This window comes from Pararcticibacter amylolyticus (assembly GCF_003130405.1).
Lineage (GTDB): Bacteria > Bacteroidota > Bacteroidia > Sphingobacteriales > Sphingobacteriaceae > Arcticibacter > Arcticibacter amylolyticus.
Window position 1 is genome coordinate 78,499 of record NZ_QEAS01000011.1, and the last position, 19,943, is coordinate 98,441.

Here is a 19,943-nt window from a genome sequence, read left to right on the forward strand (position 1 = left end):
GCCTAAACAGAAAATGTTTCTTTCTTTGTCTTTTATTTAGATTAATTCCAAATTCAATGAGCAAAAATATACCCATCTCTTCATTATCTTTCCTTATCCTTTGCCTGTTAATGCCTTTTGCGATGATGGCACAGCAGAACGGAATAATAAAAGGACGTATCACGACGTCTGATAAAAAGCCAGCCGGATATGTATCTGTTGCCTTAGTCGGGGCTAAAAGCGGGGCCATTACGAATGAGGGTGGTGAGTACCAGATCAATAAAGTTAAACCCGGAAGTTATATACTAAAAGTAACAGCGGTCGGATTGCAGTCTCAGGAGAAGAGCGTCGTGGTAAACGCCGGTGAAACCGTTACAGCAGACTTCGAGCTTACTGAAAACCTGGGTCAGCTGAAGGAAGTTATTATCTCCGGTGCGAGGAATAAATATAAAGTAGATAAACCATCTTCGTCATTACGGCTGGATCAACCCTTGCTCGAGATTCCTCAGAACATACAGATCATCACATCGACAGCCTTGGCTGATCAGCAGGCGTTGACCCTGAGTGACGGGGTTTTGCGCAACGTCAGCGGTGCAACCCGCCTCGAACACTGGGGCGAAATATATACGAGAGTCAATATGAGAGGAACCCGTGCTTCCGCTTTCAGAAATGGTTTTAATGTAACGTCGGATTGGGGCCCGGTGAATGAGGATATGAGCTTTGTTGACCATATCGAGTTTGTGAAAGGCCCGTCAGGATTCTTAATGTCCAACGGCGAACCGGCAGGTATTTATAATGTCGTTACCAAAAAGCCTACCGGCCGTGATTTCGGCGGCGAAGCTTCCGTAACTTTCGGAAGCTATGATCTCTACAGGGGCTCCCTGGACCTGGACGGAAAGCTCGTAAAGTCAGGTAAGCTGCTTTACCGCCTGAACATGATGGCTCAGAATAAAAAATCATTCCGTGACTATGAGTTCAATGACCGGTACATCGTAGCGCCCGTACTTTCCTATAAGATATCGGATAAAACGACTGTAACCGCCGAATACACATATCAGCATGTAAAAATGTCCGACCTTGGATCAGCCTATGTGTTTGCGACGGATGGTTATGCCATTCTGCCCCGTGAATTCACCATCTCAGAACCAGACCTGAAACCAACAAAAGTAAACGATCACAGTGCATTCCTGAATTTTCAGCACCGGTTCAATGACAAATGGAAGCTGACAGCACAAGGCGCTTATTTCTTTAATAAGCAATTATCCAGTGATATATGGCCGGCAAACGTTTTGCCAAACGGAGACATTATCAGGACTCTCTATAATTTCGACGCCATCCTCGACTATCGTTTCGGGCAGGTCTTCGTGAACGGAGATGTGCGGACGGGCGCCGTCAGACACCGGATCCTTGGAGGCATCGATCTTGGGAAGAAGCAGGGCTGGTTTGACTGGAGTCAGGCTTTAGCCCTTGACTCTGAACAACAGCCTTTCAATATATACAACCCGGTATATGGTTCTCCGGCTAACGGGATTCCCTCATTTAACCGTTCCATTGATATAAAGGACAGAGCTGCATCCATCACTGATCAGGCTTATACCGGACTTTATCTTCAGGATGAACTTGGCTTCCTCGAAAACAAAGTTCGTTTAACTCTGGCCGGGAGGTATACCTTTTTGAAACAGGAATCTACAGCAGCCGGGGAAACTACCACTCTTAAGGATAACAAATTTACACCTCGTGTAGGATTAAGTGTGTCGGTAGATAATCAGACTTCCGCTTACGCTTTATACGATCAGACATTTCTTCCCCAGGACGGAAAACTGGAGAGTGGAAAAGCACCGGACCCCGTTACCGGAAATAATATCGAATTCGGGCTGAAAAGAGATTGGTTCGACGGCAAATGGAGCAGCAACCTCTCCGTATACCGGATATTGAAAAAGAACCAGTTGTCTGCTTCCCCCAACAGCACACCAGCCAACCCGGTTTCGCTTCAGCTTGGTGAGAGCCGGGCGCAGGGCATCGAGTTTGATGTACGGGGAGAAATCGTTAAAGGTTTGAATGTAGTAGCCAACTATGCCCTTACCGACTACGAGATTACGAAATCGGTAGAGGAATACGGAGCAGAAATTCCGGCAGGTACCAAAATTGCCGGTTATGCCAAGCATAATATTAACACCTGGCTCACCTATAAGCTGCAAAGTGGTGTGCTGAAAGGATCAGGAGTTTCTGCCGGCTTTACCTACCAGACCGACCGCAGCTCATGGACCTGGGCAAGCAGCGGGCAAAAGGACCTTCCTTCTTACTTCAGGCTTGACGGAGGGCTGTTCTGGGAAAAGGACAAAATTAAAGTGACCGGTAACGTCTTCAATATCCTCGATAAATATCTTTACAGCGGGGCCGCTTACGGCACATATTATTACTGGCAGGCTGAAGCACCCAGAAACTTCCGCTTATCGGTGTCCTACAGGTTCTGATACAGGGATTATTTATTTAGCATACTAAACACCTGCTGTTTTCCGGCAGGTGTTTTTTTGTCGGCTGTACAATGAGCAGCTTCTTCGTTTGCTCTCTTATCTTGCTATCTTTACAGGGTAATTTGAGCCAAAAAAACAATGAAGAATATTTTTCTACTCCTGTTACTTATTGCCGGACTCAGCCTCCGGGCACAGAAGGATGATCAGTCCACTCTTACGAAAGTGGGGCAGTCTGCACCAGGATTTAGTTTTCAGCTAACCCGGGACAGCATATCTAAACTAGAGGATTATAAAGGCAAAATCGTTATGATAAACTTTTTTGCAACATGGTGCCCGCCTTGCCGTGCTGAGCTCCCCAGGGTAGAGTCAGATATATGGAAGATTTACAAGAATAATCCCAGGTTTGCGCTTCTCGTGTTTGCGAGGGAGGAAGGCTGGGATAAGGTGACTCCTTTTAAACAGCAAAATGGATTTACCTTCCCCGTGCTGCCTGATGAAGGGAGAAAGATCTTCAGCCTGTATGCAACGCAGTCTATTCCACGAAACGTTATTATCGATAAAGACGGAAAAATTATTTATCAATCCATTGGCTACGATCCAAAGGAGTTCAGTCAAATGCTCAAACTTTTAGAAGAGAAGCTAAAATAAGGTAAAAACTATTAAAAAGAATAATAACAATTCCGGCCGCTTCACAGGTGCGGCCGGAATATCTGCAGATCAGAAGACCTGGAAAGGAATGTTCACTGTTGAAGCAAATCCCGTATTATCCAGCACATAAACAAATAGACGGTAATTCCCTGCCTCTCCAACAGAGGTCTTGATCTGGCCGCCGTCGGTGGTTACTGCCTTCCCGTATCTTTCTGGTCTGGGTTCATAAGAGCCACCAAAGCCCAGCACCGTAGCCTCTTTAAGGATTTCCCATACATAGGTAAATTTTCTCTGTTCACGGTCGGTAGCGTCCACTTCTCCTAAGATTGCTTCTCCTGCGCGGATACGTATGTTGTCAGATGCAGTTTGTTTATTTATCCGCATGGCGCGGATAACCGGAGCAGTCTGGGGTGGTTCTTTTTGGTTCCAGACCCGCTGCATTGCCTCAACCATAGGCGTTTTTTCACCTTTTAGAGGAAGCCCTTTAACATTTTTCTCCAGGAACATGCTGAACCAGGTAGGCGTACGCTCTTGTTTCTGTCCCCATAAGAAAACAAACGAGCCCAGACAACGCTTGTTCGCCAGGATGTAATTATTATAACGCTGCTCATAGACTTGTCTTTTCTCTTCACTGGTCTGTTCCAGCGGTGCTCCCCACGTCGTTTTTGGCACTTCCCAGAAGCCGGTCGGACCCCATTCAGTGACCATAAATGCTCCTTTATAGTCAGAGCGATTTACCATCCCGGCAATAGAGACAATCGATCCGTAACTGTTGATTCCTACAAAATCCAGCGAAGGGGCAAGACGTGCAATCGAATCTAATGCAGATTCGTTATGGGCAATGACCGTAATAACCAGATGCCTTTTATCCATTGACTTGATAAGTTGGGCGAGTTCCTCTACAAAAAGCCAGGCGGCGCCTATATTGGCATTACCCAGCTCTATCTCGTTGCCGAGCGCCCATGCCAGTATCCTGGGTTCGTCTTTGTATGCCTGCACGAGCTCCCGCACATTTGCGCGGACTTTGTTTTTATAATTTTCGTCAAAATACGAAGCTGAATCCTTTGTCATGGAAATGCCTTGCAGGATATACATGTTATTGGCGGCGGCGAGTTTGAGGTCGCTTTTAACTGACTCTACAGAGCCGCTCCAGGTTCTGAAGGCATTAGCGCCTGACGCACTGGCGACGCCCAGGGCATTGGTTCCCCCAACACCTTTGATATAGGTTTGTACGCCGTCTATGTATAGCTGAAAGCTCTGACCATTTTTCTTAATTGCAACACCTTGCTGTGGTTGCCGGGCTGCTGCTGTTATGTAAAACAGCAGCCCAAATAAAAAGCATAAAATTCTCATTATATATTCCTGATTCAGCTTGTTTTATCTTAAATTGGTATTGGCATCAAGTTGAGCTTGCGGGATCGGCAGATACTCACTCTGACCCGGAATGAACCGTGATCCGAAGACCTGCCGGGCCCTTCCTGTACGTACCAGGTCGTTAAAGCGTTCCCCCCACCACTCACACGCAAACTCAGCCCGGCGTTCGTCCAGTATCTGAGCAAGTGTGACACCTGTGATTGGTGCAAGTTCGGCTCGTGCCCGCACCAGGTTGAAAGGAGCGTCACCACTTTGGCCTTTGCGTACCCTGGCTTCTGCGTTTAGCAGCAATACATCAGAATACCGCAAAATACGAACGTTGTTGTTAGCGCCATATTCCGTACGCCCCGGTGTCATTTGAGAGGCTGGGAGGTATGTTTTTCCGTTAAAGTACTTAATGCCAAACGTGTTGCCGTATATTTTATCACCACTCGGCGTCGTTGCATAAGTATCCGGGGTCGCTCCATATGGGATGATAGTCGTCTTAAGCCGTATCGCATCATTTCGTTCAGTTAGGAAGTCTACAATATCTTGCGATGGAGGCACCCAGCCAGCACCGGAAATCGGACTACCTTTCTGATCGCCTGACGGTCCCTGCCACCTGAAGAATGTGCCCCAGTCCACTCCCGGGCGAACGATATCTCCTGTTGGAAGACCAAAGTCTGAATACTGCAGCTCAAAGAGCGATTCGTTACAAAGTTTTCCCGGCAACTTGAACAGCTGGTAAAAATCAGTATAAAGGGAAAATTTTCCGCTATTGATAATCGCGTCTGTAGCCTCCAGAACAGTAGTCCAATGTGGACTGGCGTTATCATTTCCGGCGAGATCCGCTGCTGCTTTGGCCTTTAGTAACAAAGCAGAATAACGTGTTACGGAGCCTTGGTGTGCTGCCTGGTTCGGTCTGGCGTCTTCAAGATCTGGTATACATGCATTCATTTCATCAATGATAAACTGACGAACTTCTGCTATGGTACTTTTTTTAACTGTAGCCAGTCTGGTAATATCGTCACTATCGGTGAGAATTGGCACGTCACCAAATAGTCTGCTGGCCATAAGATGCGCATAAGCCCGAATAAACCGCACCTCAGCCTGGTAACGCCGGTTTAGGGCAGCATCGGTATTGTTGCCGGCAGGAATGGTTGAGGCAAACATGTTCAGTTCTGTCAGTGCACTGTTTGCAGCAATGGCCAGGCTAAAGTAGCTGATCCAGGACTGGTTAATGCCCCAGTAAGACTGTACTGTGGCATCCCGCTGAAAATTCTTAATGCTCATCAGCTCTGGGTTGTCATTTGGATTAGGGGCTCCCTGTTGGTAGTCGTCCTCCCTGACGCATCGTATAGAGAGATCTATCCAATGTACCAGCCGGTCATCGGCAGCTGCCCTATATATTCCCGAGACTGGTGCGTACATCAATGAGAGATTAGTATAGTCAATTCCTTCAGAACGGCGTTGGTTCTCTAATGGCTTATCAAGGAATTTTTCACATCCGCTGCAGAACAACACCCAGAGGAATCCCGCGAGCATTTTATATTGTATAGTTTTCATAATGATCATTAATTAATGTGTTGAACTAAAACGTAACGTGTAAGCCTAAACTATAAGTCGACGATACAGGATACACGTTTGCATCATATCCCATTCCCGATACTTCAGGCGTAAAACCATTGTAGTTCGTGAAAATGAAAGGCCGGTCGGCCGTAGCATAAATGCGAATCGGGATAGATCTGTGGATATTAAAACTGTATCCGATCTGAATGTTCTGTACACGAAGATAAGCGCCGCTTTCGACGAAAAAGGAGCTCGCCTGCAAGTTCCATGGAGCAACACTTCCTTGTGCAGAAGGGTAACTGTTTGTTGTTCCTTCTCCGGTCCAGAGTCCCTCTATGAAAGCAGCATCTGCATTCATCTGCCCGTATTTACGCCTCATAGCGCGATTAAGATTATGAATTTTGTTTCCTGAAACGCCCTGCAGTACCGCACTTAGATCAAATTGTTTATAGTTCAGTGCTAACTGGAGCCCGTATGTAAGTTTAGGCAGGTAGTTTCCAAGATTAACACGGTCTTCCTGATCCAGTTCTCCATTGTTATTTTGGTCTTTAAATCTTAAGTATCCTGGCTGGATAGGGCTTCCAGGGTTAGCCTGATTATATTTGCTTGCAATTGGATCTGCATTGATCTCAGCCTGATTCTGATAAACACCAGCTACTTCATACCCATAATAATAGTTTATAGGTTTGCCTTCTTCAATTCGCGCAGGAAATTCTGCGGTCCATTCGGGGAAGCCATTCATAATATTAGCAAGTCCACCCAGGTCAACTACCCTGTTTTTGAGTGTAGTAGCATTCACCCCGATTGAATAGCCAAGTTGACCGATTTTATCTTTCCAGTTGAGGCCAACCTCCCAGCCGCTGTTCGCAACGCGTCCCCAGTTTCCATACACCTGATCCCACATGAAGGGTAGCGGACGACTAAATGCGAGGTCCCTGGTTTCCCGGTGATAGTAATCTATGGTGCCGTTTAAACGATTATTAAGCACTGTGAAATCAAGTCCGCCATCCCACTCTTCAACAACTTCCCAACGTACTCGTGTGAAGAATCTGTTTACGGTGTATCCCGGTTCACGAACGCCGTTGGTTGATCCAATACTTCCAAAAATTCCCGAGTTCGCATTTCCCGAGTTTACGATAGCATAGCCAGCGTTTGGCTGAATGGCATCATTCCCCAACCGTCCCCAGCTTCCCCTGATTTTTAAGTTATCGAACAGGGCCAGGTTTTTCATAAAGTTTTCCCGGCTGATGACCCAGCCTAACCCTACAGAAGGGAAGTATCCCCATTTTGTCTGGTACTTAGAGCTCCCATCTGCACGGAAGGTCGCTGTTAGCAGATATTTGTTGTCGTAGTCATATGTACCCCGAGTGAAGTAGGAGACTCCTGCGTTACGGAAGCCTCCTTCTCCATAGCCGGTAGCCGAGCCAATACCCTGAGCCCCCTGGCCTACATACCAAAACTCACTATCTTCCGGCACGTCATTGGCTGATACCCAGGTCTCACGCCAGCGTTCTTCTCTTATTGAGTGACCAAGCAATATAGTCCAGTGATGTGCTCCTGCATTGTCCCGGTAAGTGAGCAAATTGTCCAGAATATAGTCAGTGTTTCGTCCCTGTGCCGAACGTAAGTAAGATCTGTCTGACCGCTGGTTATTATCAATGTAATAAACAGGTGTGTATTGAATCCCGTGTGATGATTGATATCGCTGACTGATCTGTGAGCGCAGGGTCAGCTTTCGGCCCCAGAACTGTGCCTCGGCATAAACATTCGGCAATATTTGGAAGCCTTTGCTTTCATTGTAGTTATAGTATGCGGTAGCGACAGGGTTATTAAACCAAAAGCCGCTGTTAATGCCTAATGACTGACTGGTGCCGAATTTAACGGGAGTTGCGAGTTCCTGACTTTCGTCATATGCCGGATATAACGGTGATGCAAAGTAGGCTTGACGAAATGCAGTGTTATTAGGCGAAAAGTTTTTGAAATTATTGAGATGAGCCGTCATTCCTACCTTTAACCAATCAAATACTTTAGCCTCGGTCTGCATACGGATGTTATACCTGCGCACATAGTTTTTTGCATCCATAATCCCATCCTGGTCAAGGTAGTTTGCTCCGAAAGTATAAGTAATTTTCTCGCTGCCCCCTTGTATATCTACATTATGGTTTGTTATCATTGCACCTGAACGGAGCAGTTCATCATACCAGTCCGTATTCATAGCGGGATTGTCCGCCTGGCCGCCAAACCTGGTTATTGAGGCGTTTACGATACTTTGTTCCCCCTTTGCGATAGCATATGCGGCGTATTGTGCCCCATCTGCCATTTTCAGGACGTTATTAGGTGATTGTATACCCACATAGCCATTGTAAGTAATCCGTGGTTTCATATTCAGGCTTCCCTTTTTTGTGGTAACGATAACTACGCCGTTTGCCGCCCTTACTCCATAGATGGCGGCGCCTGATGCATCCTTTAATACCGACATGTCGGCGATGTCATTGGGATTCAGGAAACTAATGTCGTTCATGAACATTCCATCGACTACGTACAAGGGGCTTTCATTATTAAACGAACCAACGCCTCTGATACGAACCGTGGGGGGGGCCCCGGGAGCACCGGTGCTCACTACCTGCACTCCCGTTACTGTACCCTGTAAGGCTTCCATGGGCGCAGCCACTGTACGCTTGACTGCCTGGCTCATGTCGACTGTTGCAACCGGTGCTGTCAGGTCTCCTTTTCGTTGCGTACCGTATCCCACGACGACAACTTCACTGAGATTGAGTGCTGCGTCTCCCTGAAGCCGGATAAGCATGGGGGAATTTGTGATCGCAACAATCCGTCTGATGTATCCAACTGCCGAAACGATTAATGAATCAGCGGTTTCCGGAACTGAGAGGCTGAATGCTCCCGTAGCGGATGTTGTAGTTCCGATAGTGGAGATTTTTTTTACTATCACTGAAGCGGTGACGGGATTGCCCTGTCCGTCTAAGACAGTTCCCGAGATCATCCTGTTCTGTGCCTTTACATAGGTGTTGACAACAGATAAGAATGTAACAAGTAATAGGGTTACTTTTTTTCTCATACCTGGTAAATTTTGATTAGTTTTTTGGAATTGTAGACTTTAGTTAGTTTATAGTTAGTTAGCAAAAATAGAATAGAGACGACTTTGCAAGTACATGGAATGATACTTCATTTCCCCTGCAAAATGCCTGAATTTGTATAATTGGTTGTTTTTGTCTTACGACAATTATACTACAAACCAGTGTCCTGTACGGTTTCAATAATAAGATATTTAATTATGAAAATAATTTCTTTAAGTTCTGTTCTGGTTAAATATTGCCCAAGGAGGACGTATCTGGAACAGTAAAATGTTTATCTGTCTATACAGATCTTTTCGATTCTCTCCCATCCAGGCTCAGATCATCCCCTGACCACTTCCTGATTGCATTATGAATGTTGCCGCTCATCTCCCTCTTATGTATCGCATAGAACCCGCCTTTCTTATGAAAAAGGCGGGTTCTGTATGGTACTTAGCCTGTAAATATATGGCGTTATTTAGAATTCATCTAAATAACAATCAACACTTGATCCCTGTCCTGTAATATTCCAACTTTACTCTCATAGCCGGCAGCACCGGCGCCCCTGACCCTCCAGGAACCTCCATCAGAGAATATGATCCTCCCGGGCCTCCGACGCTTCTGCAGCCACAAAAGACAAAGATTGAGCACTGACGGAGATGAGGGGATGCCTTTTGTATTGGGAAAGAGGTTTTCTCTTTAGAGAGCGGGTTGCTCTTTAATGGATGGGATATAGGGGGAACGGAGATTACATGGAGGTCGGAGAGACGAAATGTAAGTAATCCTTACTGTTGGCTTTGGGTAAAGAATGTATCTGGAAGTGGGTTAATATAGAGACGCGTGTATTAAGCCGTTCTGTCTGGGGCAATCCGTGGTGTACCATAATACAGCATCAATGTGCCCCAAGGAGCTTAAGGACATTAACCGATATCTGTTTGAGATGAAAGCGGTTAAGGAGGCGGTAGCATGGGCATGCTTAATAATCATTAGCCGATCTGTTTGGGAGTGATCAAGGGTGACCGGGATGACCAGGCTTTGCGGGATTGAGGAGGTACATGGCAATGTGAATGGGGGCTTTTGGCAGTGTTGATTTAGGCAAGTAATATTTTAAACCTTATGTAGCATAACCATGTCAAAAGTCGTATCTGTCTATGAAACTTAAATTGCAAAATATGAAGATTCTAAACTTATTTGTCATTTGTTTAATTACCCTGTTATTTAGCTGTAAAGACGATACTCATGATATTCAGCCTGATACCCTTATCGGGACCTGGGAGGTCCGGCATATTCTGGGGGTACAGGTTGCCAATGCTCCATCTGTTTTCCCTAAAGGGAATGGTCAGATCATACAGTTTTCTGCAAGCGAATATCAGGAGATTAACGATGGTAAGGTTATTTCCAAAGGTTCTTATAAAATTGTGGATGAGCAGGCTGCGGAAATTGACGGAACAACATATACCCAGAGAATTGTCTTTGAAGACAAGAGCGTTGACTGGAAAGTATTCATCAAGTTATCGGGAACCAAATTATCCTTATGCTACGGCTCAATTGCCCACGATGGATGGACCGATACTTATGAAAAGATCAACTGATTTCGGTAGGTGATCTATCTGCATGAAAAAGAACATGTTCTGTTCAGTATCGTACATTTTGTGAAATTTTTAAATGTCTTAATTGCTTGAAAATAAGGTAATTGAAACGGGGGCATTCTTCGTGCTGCTAATCTGAGAACGAAAGCGATTTTTTAATCTTGTGTTATGCTTAAAAGTTTCTTCAGAATAGCGATCCGTAGTTTCTTTAAGAATAAGATCCAGTCTTTTATCAACATAGCAGGTTTGTCAGCCGGGATGTTTGTGACCATATTGATTGGCCTTTGGATCCATGATGAACTCACCTATGACCAGTATCATCAAAACTACAGCCGGATCGCACAGGTAATGCAGAACCAGTACATGGGGGGGATAACTCAAACTGGAAGAGCAGTGCCAAGACCGATTGAACCTGTAATGAAAAAAAACTTCGGTCATAAATTTAAGCATATTGTGATGTCTTCCTGGATGGGGACACACCTGCTGAGCTTCAAAGACAAGACGATCAAGCAATCGGGCAGCTATATGGACAATGGAGCTCCTGATATGCTGACCCTGAAAATGGTAGCGGGAAGAAGGGATGCTCTGCAAGATCCTTCCTCGATATTGTTATCAGAATCGGCCGCCAGGGCACTTTTTAATAGTTCCGATGTGCTTGGAAAAACAGTGAAACTGGATACAAGAGATGATTTTAAAGTTGCAGGTGTTTATGAGGATCTCCCTTATCAGACAAGTTTCAGGGATCTTCACTTTATTGCACCGTGGGAATTTTATGTAACCAGTGAGGAGTGGATTAAGAATGCTGCGGACGACTGGTACAATAACTCTTTTCAGCTTTTTGTTCAGCTGCCGGATAATGGCAGCCTCGAAAAGACTTCAGAGGAAATCAGGAATGCCAAAGTTGACAGGATCAACGCGGAGGCAAAGAAATTTAAGCCTGAGTTGTTTTTGCACCCGATGAGTAAGTGGCATCTGTCGGATGAATTTAAAGACGGAAAGAATACAGGGGGGCGGATTGAATATGTGTGGATGTTTGGCGTTATCGGCCTGTTCGTGCTTTTACTGGCTTGCATTAACTTTATGAACTTAAGTACAGCCCGGTCTGAGAAAAGGGCGAGAGAGGTGGGCGTTTTAAAATCAATTGGCTGCAGCAGGAAGAACCTGGTTTTTCAGTTCTTCGGTGAATCGCTGCTGTGCTCTTTTCTGGCCCTGATACTGGCACTTCTCCTTGTGAACCTGAGCCTCCCTTTATTTAACGGTATTGCTGATAAAAGAATAAGTTTTCCATGGACAAATGCCGCTTTCTGGGTATGCTGCCTGTTTTTCTCGTTTATGACAGGCATAGTGGCCGGCAGTTATCCTGCCCTCTACCTGTCGTCTTTTAAGCCTGTGAAAGTTCTAAAGGGGATTTTCAGAACGCCCGGGGCCGAGGTTCCGCGGAAGGTTTTGGTGGTCGTTCAGTTTACTGTATCTGTAGTGCTCGTTATTGGAACGATTGTGGTGTTTCGCCAGATACAATTTACCAGGAACCGGCCTGTCGGTTATTCTCCGGCCGGACTGATCTCGGTTACCAGTTACTCCGGCAATATTCATAACCACTTTGAAGCCCTGCGTCAGGAGCTCATTTCTTCCGGGTTTGTCGTCAATGCAGCTGAGGCATCAAGCCCGCTTACTTCTGTTAACAGTAATACAAGCGGTTTTAACTGGAAGGGAAAAAATCCGGACATGCCAAGTGATTTTGGTATGATCCGTATCAGCACGGGTTATGGCAAAACGGTGGGGTGGAAGTTTGCGGAGGGCCGCGACTTCCTGCGAAACTTTGCCAGCGATACATCTGCGATAGTGATCAATGAAGCTGCTGCCAAATACACCGGTTTGGAGAAGCCTGTAGGTGAACTGCTCCGGAACGGGAAAGATTACCGTATAATCGGAGTGATAAAAGATATGGTGATGCAATCGCCCTATGAGCCGGCTAAGCCTACTGTTTTTTTCCTGGGCGACGTACCGGGAGATGTTGTGAATATTCGTATTCATCCTTCGAAAGGTGTAAAAGAAGCCCTGGGCTATATCGAAGGAGTCTATAAAAAATATTCACCTGAGACTCCTTTTGACTATGTATTTGCCGATAGCGAATATGGCAAGAAGTTCGGCGGCGAGGAACGGATCGGTAATCTGGCGGGCGCCTTTGCGCTTCTGGCTATTTTTATCAGCTGCCTTGGCCTTTTTGGTATGGCTGCCTTTGCTGCGGAACGGCGAACAAAAGAAATTGGTGTAAGAAAGGTGTTGGGCGCCACAGTACCGCAACTATGGCGGCTTTTGTCTGTAGAGTTTGCCCGGTTGGTGATCCTGTCTTTTTGCATTGCCGCTCCTCTTGCTTATTGGTTGATGCATAGCTGGCTGCAGAAATATTCATTGCATGCTGATATACCGTTGTGGATCTTCCTGCTTTCAGGTTGCGGACTGCTTATTGTTACTCTTCTCACAACGAGTACCCATATCATGAGGGTTGCATTAAGCAACCCGGTTAAAAGCCTGAGATCCGAATAATCGCATGGAGCGACGGGGCAGCATGGAACGGTATTTGTTTTAGTCCGGCACTATGAAGACTACAAAATTGAAGGATGCGGCGGCCATGCTGCTCGGAGCAGGCTTGATCTTTGCAGGAACAGGTCATCTTACCTTTGCACGAAACGATTTTCAGGCCCAGGTACCCGACTGGGTCCCCCTTAGCAAAGACAATACAGTTGTTTATTCCGGAATTGCAGAGATTGCGCTGGGAAGTTCGCTCCTGTTTACCAGGGGGAGGAAAAGGAAGTTAGCGGGTAAGGTTGCTGCTGCTTTTTTCGTGGCTGTTTTTCCGGGGAACGTCTCTCAGTATCTAAACGGAAGAGATGCTTTCGGGCTTGATTCTGATAATAAAAGGTTGGCCAGGCTTTTCTTTCAGCCGATCCTTGTATACTGGGCTTTGAAAAGTACCAAAGTAATCTGAAAAAATAGCTTTCCCGTCGTTTACTGATTTAGCTGTATCTTTTGAAAAGTACCAAAGTGGTCTAAAATAAAGCTAAACGTGATCTCTTCCCGGCTTTTATATAAGCAGCAAAGCCGGCCATTTCGTTGTGTTTAAAGATGATGAAAGTGGGAACGGTTTCACTAAAGTAGTGCCTTTTAATCACTTCCGGGGCGTTAAATGCTGAGAAATAAAACCTGAACACTCTATCTTCGGTGTGCTTTACAGGCAGATCCGGTTGTGTATATGCGGGCACACACGCAATAAACTATATACACACAAATATATATAAGCCTGCATGTGAGAATTTAAAAGACCGGTTTGCCGGCTGTTAACCAATTATGTTGTGATTCATTTATGAAAGCAGAGAAAAAATAAAAAAAATGGTTTTGGATGGGGTAGTTTTTCCTGTTCTCTGCATTATAATAAAAAGGTCTGCGCTGTGAAGGACAGGCCGGAGAGAAAGAAGTTTCGCTAACAAATTTTAACCAGTTTATAGACCAATGAAGTGCCTTTGCGCTATTATTTTTCTTATTCTTATGACGGAAGCCCGGGTAATGGCGCAGACGTTTACACTGGAATCCCCCGGTAAAGATCTAATTGTAAAAGTCCTGATTGGCAAAGACATTCATTTTGGTATGTCCTATAAAGGAAAGAGCTATGTTCTTCCTTCGCGCCTTGCTCTTGCTCTGGCAAATGGAAAGGTGCTGGGGGATCTGCCGAAACTAAGCAACTCGAAATACACTACGGTAAACAGAACAGTGAGGCCGCTTTACGGGATCTCCGGTTCAGTTAAGGAAAATTACCGGGAGCTGCGTCTTGATTTTAAAGGGGATTATACATTATTGTTCCGGGCTTACAATGAGGGCTTTGCTTACAGGTTTGTCACCAGGATCCGTGACAGTATCATTGTAAGATCGGAACAGAGCGAGTTTTGTTTTAACGGGAACTACGAGGCCTTTTTTCATCCGGATCTGTCGGAATCCGGTTATCGCCGGCAGGCAATATCTGATCAGTTAAAGCCCAACTACAGCAGTTTGCCTGTGCTGGTGAAGGCTCCGGGTTTGAATATATTGATACATGAGTCGGATGTGCTGGACTATCCCTGCATGTCGGTCTCTTCTGCGGCGGGTAAAGCAAATACTTTAACGGCGGGGCACTCTCCTTATCCTAAAAGGACTGAGATTGGCGGATACTCCAATTTCGGAGTCCTTGTAAAGGAAAGTGAAAACTTTATTGCGAAAACTACGGGAACACGTGCGTTCCCCTGGCGGATAGTTGCAATAGCCGGAGAGGATAAAGATATTCTTAATAATCAGCTTGTGTTCCTCCTTGCATCGGAAAATAAACTTGCCGACGTTTCATGGATCAGGCCGGGTAGGGTGGCGTGGGACTGGTGGAATGCCCTGAATCTTACAGGTGTTCCATTCAGATCGGGTATTAACACGGAAACTTATAAGTACTTTATTGATTTTGCGGCAGCCAATCACCTGGAGTATGTTAACCTGGACGAAGGATGGAGCGACCCTTTCGACCTGATGAAAGTGAGCGGGCAGGTAGATATGCAGGAACTGATCCGGTATGCTAAAGAAAAAGGTGTGGGGCTGATCCTGTGGTGTGTGTGGCATACCCTGGACCGGCAAATGACCGAAGCGCTTGATCAGTTTGAGCGCTGGGGCATTTCAGGTATTAAAGTGGATTTTATGAACAGGGACGACCAGGTGCTCGTGCAGTTTCATGAACGCCTGCTGAAAGAAGCCGCTAAAAGGAAAATGCTGGTGAACTTTCATGGCGCTTATCATCCGACTGGGACAGCCAGAACTTATCCCAATCAGATCAATGTAGAAGGAGTGAAAGGACTGGAGTGGAACAAGTTTGACTCTCTGGGTGTGAACCCGGTTCATGACGTGACCCTCCCGTTTATCCGGATGTTTGCAGGAAGCATGGATTATACCCCGGGGGCTATGCAGAACTATAACCGGAAAGACTGGCGCCAGGTGCCCGACAGGCCCATGAGCCAGGGCACCAGATGCCATCAGCTGGCTATGTATATTGTTTACTATGCTCCCCTTCAAATGCTGTCGGATGCTCCCACAGCGTATCAGAAAGAGCCCGAATACCTGAAGTTCCTGAGTGCGATCCCCACAGTGTGGGATGAAACGGTGCCGCTTGCAGGTAAAACAGGGGAGTATGTGGCAATTGCGAGGAAAAAGAATAGCAAGTGGTTTGCCGGTGCGATGACTAACTGGGATGCGCGGGAGCTAACGGTGAAACTTGATTTCCTGGAGCAGGGCAAAGTATTCTCAGCTGAAATCTTAAGTGACGGGCTGAATGCAGAGCGGATGGGCAGCGATCTGGAACACCGGTTTATAAAAGTAAAAAAAGGCGATACGCTGCGGATCCCCATGGCAGGCGGCGGCGGCTGGGCTGCGACATTTAGCCCCGAATAAAAGAAAATCAGCGAATTAAAACTAATAAACAGCTTTACTCCGGAAATGAAGAAGAACCCCATATTATTACTCATTGCATTGCTAACTATTGCCGGATATGTGAACGGGCAAACCTATCAGCCTGACTGGTCATCCCTGGACAAGAGAGAGGTCCCGGCCTGGTGGTCCGACGCTAAGTTCGGGATCTTTGTCCATTGGGGGGTATATTCGGTACCTGCTTTCGCCCCCGTATCGGACGTAAAAGGGATCTACGAAAAATATTCGGAGCATTATGAGTCGAGGCTGCTCACGAAGAATCCTCTTTTTACCAGCTTTCACAACCGCTATTTTGGAGAAAAGACGACCTACCAGGACTTTGCTTACCAGTTCAAAGCCGAATACTTTGAACCTGATAAATGGGCAGATCTTTTTGCCCGGTCTGGTGCAAAATATGTGGTGTTAACCTCCAAGCATCATGACGGGTTTTGTTTATGGCCAAGTGCGGAGTCTTCCAAGTGGAATAGCGTGGATGTGGGTCCTCACCGGGATATTATCGGAGATCTGACGAAATCCGTGACTAAAAAAGGGCTTCGCATGGGTTTATATTATTCATTACTTGAATGGACACACCCGCAATACAACGAAAAGTCAATAAAGGATTATGTTGGAGAGCACATGCTTCCGCAGCTTAAAGACGTAGTAGTGAGGTATAAGCCGGAGGTTATTTTTTCGGATGGGGAATGGGATTATCAGAGCAGCGTTTTCCGGAGTGAAGAATTCCTTGCCTGGCTATACAACGATTCGCCCGTAAAGAAAACGGTTGTTGTAAATGACAGATGGGGCAAGGAAACAAGGAGTACGCACGGGGGGTATTATACCACTGAATATGATCTGGTTCACGACAAGGCGGGTATTGTCGGTAACCACCATCCATGGGAAGAAAGCCGGGGGATCGGTACTTCCTATGGTTACAATCGCTTTGAAACGACTGAACATTATTATACCAGCAAGCAATTGGTTGATCTGCTGGTGGAAAAGGTCTCCGGCGGGGGCAATTTACTGCTGGATGTCGGTCCCGATGCCAGTGGGCTCATTCCTGTTATTATGGAAGAAAGGCTCCTGGATATGGGAGCCTGGCTCAAAGTGAACGGAGAAGCCATCTATAATTCTTCTGCCTGGGACCGTAAAGGCTCAAAGACTGAACTGCCTACGGTTTATTTTACCCGTAACGGGAATACCTTGTATGCAATCTGCACCAAATGGCCTGATAAGCCTTTAAAGATCCCGGGAATCTCAAAAGCCGGGAAGGTGAGCATGCTGGGACTTACGGATGCTGTAAGATCTTCCGTCAGTGGCGATACCCTCACCATTGTTCCTCCTGCCGTACTTCCCGACCGCGTCCCGTGTAACTATGCCTGGACCTTCAAAATAGAAAATGCCGGAATTTAAGTTAACTATTGAATTGAATGAAAACCAGATTTACTATTATATTTTTTGTACTCCTCCATTTTTGCAGCTTCTCCAGAGGGCAGGAGATCATCCGCCTGCAGAATGGCAATTATGCAAAAATCGAATTATGCACTCCTTCTATCCTGCGTGTCAGGATAAACGCTTCGGGTAAATTTCCCGTTAGCCTGATGGAACGTTATGAGATAGTCAGAAAGGACTGGCAGGCTGTTAAAAGTAAGCAAAGGAAGACGAATGATCAGTATGTGATCGAAACGGACAGCCTGCTTTTCCGGATGTCGCTGAAGGACGGTACCGCAGCTCTTGAGAGAAAGGGGCAGCTTAAAACCCTTGTGGATAGTATTGCTGTGAAGTTCATCCCGGGAAGGAATAAGGTGGCTGATCTGCTGAATCATGAATTTAGTAAGGATAGCCTGACTGCCGGGGGCATTATAGGCGACTCGGTTAAGAAAGAAACGGCCGCTGTTATCAATTACCAGGATTCTTTGTCGGCTCTGCTCTCTTTCTCGCTGAAGAAAGATGAGCGTTTTTACGGGCTTGGCAGCGGAAACCGGGAAAGTATTCAGCGAAGGGGGCATATCGGGCGGATGTGGGTACAGTATCAGCGTTCGGAAGCTCCTGTCCCGTTCATCATGTCCAACAAAGGATGGGGCGTATTTTATAACACGACGAAACTGCATTATTTCGATGTGGGTAAGTTCAATCCAGATGTGATGCAGGTGTATGAACCTGATCAGAAAGATGCTGATTATTTCCTGTTTTCGGGGCCGGATATGCCCTCTGTATTGAAGCAATATACCCTTCTCACCGGGAAATCTTATGTGCTGCCCCGCTGGGCTTATGGACTTGCTTTTGGCAGCAACACGATGGAAAATCAGTTTACCGTACTGGAGAACACCGCCCGTTTCAGGAGCGAAAAGATTCCCTGTGATATTTACTGGCTGGAACCGCAGTGGATGGCTAAATGGTATGACTTTTCTACGTCCAAGGACTGGAACAAGGATAAATTTGTGGCAGAACTGGCATGGACAAAAAGCTCCGATCCCTTGTTTATCACGAGGCTGTCGGACATGGGCATGAAGCTGGCTCTGTGGCTGTGTGTGGATCACGATTTTTCAATTGAGGAGGAAGACCGGATCAAAGCAAGGAACGGGGCGGCTTTGTCAGGGCAGGAACATTGGTTTGATCATCTTCGTAAATTTCTGGACCAGGGTGTCAGGGGCTTTAAGCTCGATCCTTCAAGAACTCTTGACCTGCACGCCGGAATGAACTATTACAATGGGTTGAATGATCGTCAGATGCATAACCTTAACCAGGTGCTGCTGGTGAAAAATATGCAGGAAATGACGAAGGATCACCTGGGGACGCGTACTTTCCATCACTATTGCGGAGGATATTCGGGCATTCAGCGGTTTGGTGCGTCTACGCTCGGCGATAACGGCGGACGGGCAGAAACCCTTTATGATGTTTTTAATCTTGGGATGAGCGGGCACAGCAACACTACCTGCGATGTGCTGGAAGGAGTTTATCCCCTGTTGCCCGGCATTCATATGGGCTTCTTTCTGCCATGGGTCCAGATAAACAGCTGGGCCTATATTTTTCATCCCTTTTACTTCAGCGAAAAAGACAAACAGGCATTCCGCTTTTACGACCAGTTGCGCTATCAGCTGATCCCTTATATTTATTCAAATGCATTGCTTGCTCACGAATCGGGAATGCCTATGGTGCGGCCGATGCCTTTAGTATACCCTGAAGAAGAGCGGTTCGCGAATTCCAGCCGGCAGTTTTTCTTTGGAGAGAACTTCCTGGTAGGGGCATTTACAGATTCAATTGATCTTCCACGTGGAAAATGGATTGATTTCTGGTCGGGCAAGACAGTTGAAGGAGGCAGGAAAATCGTTTGTCGGCTTCCGGAGCAAGCCGGTGGCCCGCTTTTCATAAAGCCTGGAGCGATCATCCCATTCCAGGAAGCGGTGCAATACCTCGGGCCAAAACCTGCGGGTGTGCTCACCCTGAAAATTTATCCTTCCGGAAAAAGCAGTTTTACCTTGCTGGAAGATGACGGAGAAAGTTATGGATATGAAAAAGGAGCCGTTGCCAGGACATTATTCACCTGTGATCAGGCTGCGGGAAGTACCCGGTTTGTGGTGTCAGCTGCAAAAGGCAGCTTCCCGGGCATCCGGGATAAAAGGACTTATAATCTTGAGTTTAACAATGTAAACCAATTTAAATATGCTAAATTGAATAATAATACATTAGCCGGAGGGGTGACATTCGACCGGAAGAAAGGAGTCGTTAAAGTAAGTTTTGTAGCAGACTCGGATAAGAGCTACGTTGTGGAGCTTTTTTAAAGATTT

The 19,943-nt window shown here is 46.3% G+C and carries 11 protein-coding genes; 8 read left to right on the plus strand and 3 right to left on the minus strand.

What is annotated here, in order from left to right; all coding sequences use genetic code 11:
• Positions 1 to 56: 56 nt before the first annotated feature.
• The gene (locus tag DDR33_RS14140) at positions 57 to 2,453 is read left to right on the plus strand and encodes a TonB-dependent receptor (RefSeq protein ID WP_109416455.1); all 2,397 of its coding nucleotides are present in this window, start codon (positions 57 to 59) and stop codon (positions 2,451 to 2,453) included.
• 138 nt (positions 2,454 to 2,591) lie between these two features.
• A complete protein-coding gene (locus DDR33_RS14145; protein ID WP_109416456.1) occupies positions 2,592 to 3,101 on the plus strand; it encodes a TlpA family protein disulfide reductase in 510 nt (169 codons plus the stop codon).
• Between the two features lie 69 nt (positions 3,102 to 3,170).
• Here DDR33_RS14145 and DDR33_RS14150 read toward each other — a convergent pair whose 3' ends face one another.
• Genes DDR33_RS14150 through DDR33_RS14160 form a run of 3 tightly spaced genes read right to left on the minus strand, consistent with a single transcriptional unit; the run spans position 3,171 to position 9,099 of the window.
• A complete protein-coding gene (locus tag DDR33_RS14150; RefSeq protein ID WP_202913743.1) occupies positions 3,171 to 4,454 on the minus strand; it encodes a glycoside hydrolase family 2 protein in 1,284 nt (427 codons plus the stop codon).
• Positions 4,455 to 4,478: 24 nt separating this feature from the next.
• The gene (locus DDR33_RS14155) at positions 4,479 to 6,020 is read right to left on the minus strand and encodes a RagB/SusD family nutrient uptake outer membrane protein (RefSeq protein ID WP_158280753.1); all 1,542 of its coding nucleotides are present in this window, start codon (positions 6,018 to 6,020) and stop codon (positions 4,479 to 4,481) included.
• A gap of 25 nt (positions 6,021 to 6,045) precedes the next feature.
• On the minus strand, positions 6,046 to 9,099 hold the full coding sequence (locus DDR33_RS14160) for a SusC/RagA family TonB-linked outer membrane protein (protein ID WP_109416459.1): 3,054 nt from the start codon (positions 9,097 to 9,099) through the stop codon (positions 6,046 to 6,048).
• A 1,167-nt stretch (positions 9,100 to 10,266) separates the two neighbouring features.
• On the opposite strand from DDR33_RS14160, the gene DDR33_RS14165 reads away from it, so the two are divergent.
• The 6 genes from DDR33_RS14165 to DDR33_RS14195 all read left to right on the plus strand — a co-directional run bounded on the left by DDR33_RS14165 (position 10,267) and on the right by DDR33_RS14195 (position 19,937).
• On the plus strand, positions 10,267 to 10,686 hold the full coding sequence (locus tag DDR33_RS14165; protein WP_146198774.1) for a hypothetical protein: 420 nt from the start codon (positions 10,267 to 10,269) through the stop codon (positions 10,684 to 10,686).
• Between the two features lie 165 nt (positions 10,687 to 10,851).
• Positions 10,852 to 13,230 (plus strand): ABC transporter permease, encoded by a 2,379-nt coding sequence (locus DDR33_RS14170; protein WP_109416461.1) that lies wholly within the window; start codon positions 10,852 to 10,854, stop codon positions 13,228 to 13,230.
• Between the two features lie 52 nt (positions 13,231 to 13,282).
• Positions 13,283 to 13,672 carry a DoxX family protein gene (locus DDR33_RS14175; protein WP_109416462.1) on the plus strand — a complete coding sequence of 130 codons (390 nt, stop codon included), beginning with the start codon at positions 13,283 to 13,285 and terminating at the stop codon, positions 13,670 to 13,672.
• A gap of 521 nt (positions 13,673 to 14,193) precedes the next feature.
• The gene (locus DDR33_RS14185; RefSeq protein WP_109416464.1) at positions 14,194 to 16,140 is read left to right on the plus strand and encodes a glycoside hydrolase family 97 protein; all 1,947 of its coding nucleotides are present in this window, start codon (positions 14,194 to 14,196) and stop codon (positions 16,138 to 16,140) included.
• Between the two features lie 45 nt (positions 16,141 to 16,185).
• Entirely contained in the window at positions 16,186 to 17,568 is a 1,383-nt protein-coding gene (locus tag DDR33_RS14190) for an alpha-L-fucosidase (RefSeq protein WP_109416465.1), read from the plus strand.
• Positions 17,569 to 17,585: 17 nt separating this feature from the next.
• Entirely contained in the window at positions 17,586 to 19,937 is a 2,352-nt protein-coding gene (locus DDR33_RS14195) for a glycoside hydrolase family 31 protein (protein ID WP_109416466.1), read from the plus strand.
• Positions 19,938 to 19,943: the final 6 nt, after the last annotated feature.

Bases quoted from the DNA above. Each gene is read 5' to 3' on its own strand.
- DDR33_RS14145 (WP_109416456.1), top strand. From the start codon at position 2,592: ATGAAGAATATTTTTCTACTCCTGTTACTTATTGCCGGACTCAGCCTC.
- DDR33_RS14195 (WP_109416466.1), top strand. From the start codon at position 17,586: ATGAAAACCAGATTTACTATTATATTTTTTGTACTCCTCCATTTTTGC.
- DDR33_RS14190 (WP_109416465.1), top strand. From the start codon at position 16,186: ATGAAGAAGAACCCCATATTATTACTCATTGCATTGCTAACTATTGCC.
- DDR33_RS14150 (WP_202913743.1), bottom strand. From the start codon at position 4,454: ATGAGAATTTTATGCTTTTTATTTGGGCTGCTGTTTTACATAACAGCA.
- DDR33_RS14170 (WP_109416461.1), top strand. From the start codon at position 10,852: ATGCTTAAAAGTTTCTTCAGAATAGCGATCCGTAGTTTCTTTAAGAAT.
- DDR33_RS14140 (WP_109416455.1), top strand. From the start codon at position 57: ATGAGCAAAAATATACCCATCTCTTCATTATCTTTCCTTATCCTTTGC.
- DDR33_RS14175 (WP_109416462.1), top strand. From the start codon at position 13,283: ATGAAGACTACAAAATTGAAGGATGCGGCGGCCATGCTGCTCGGAGCA.
- DDR33_RS14185 (WP_109416464.1), top strand. From the start codon at position 14,194: ATGAAGTGCCTTTGCGCTATTATTTTTCTTATTCTTATGACGGAAGCC.
- DDR33_RS14160 (WP_109416459.1), bottom strand. From the start codon at position 9,099: ATGAGAAAAAAAGTAACCCTATTACTTGTTACATTCTTATCTGTTGTC.
- DDR33_RS14165 (WP_146198774.1), top strand. From the start codon at position 10,267: ATGAAGATTCTAAACTTATTTGTCATTTGTTTAATTACCCTGTTATTT.
- DDR33_RS14155 (WP_158280753.1), bottom strand. From the start codon at position 6,020: ATGAAAACTATACAATATAAAATGCTCGCGGGATTCCTCTGGGTGTTG.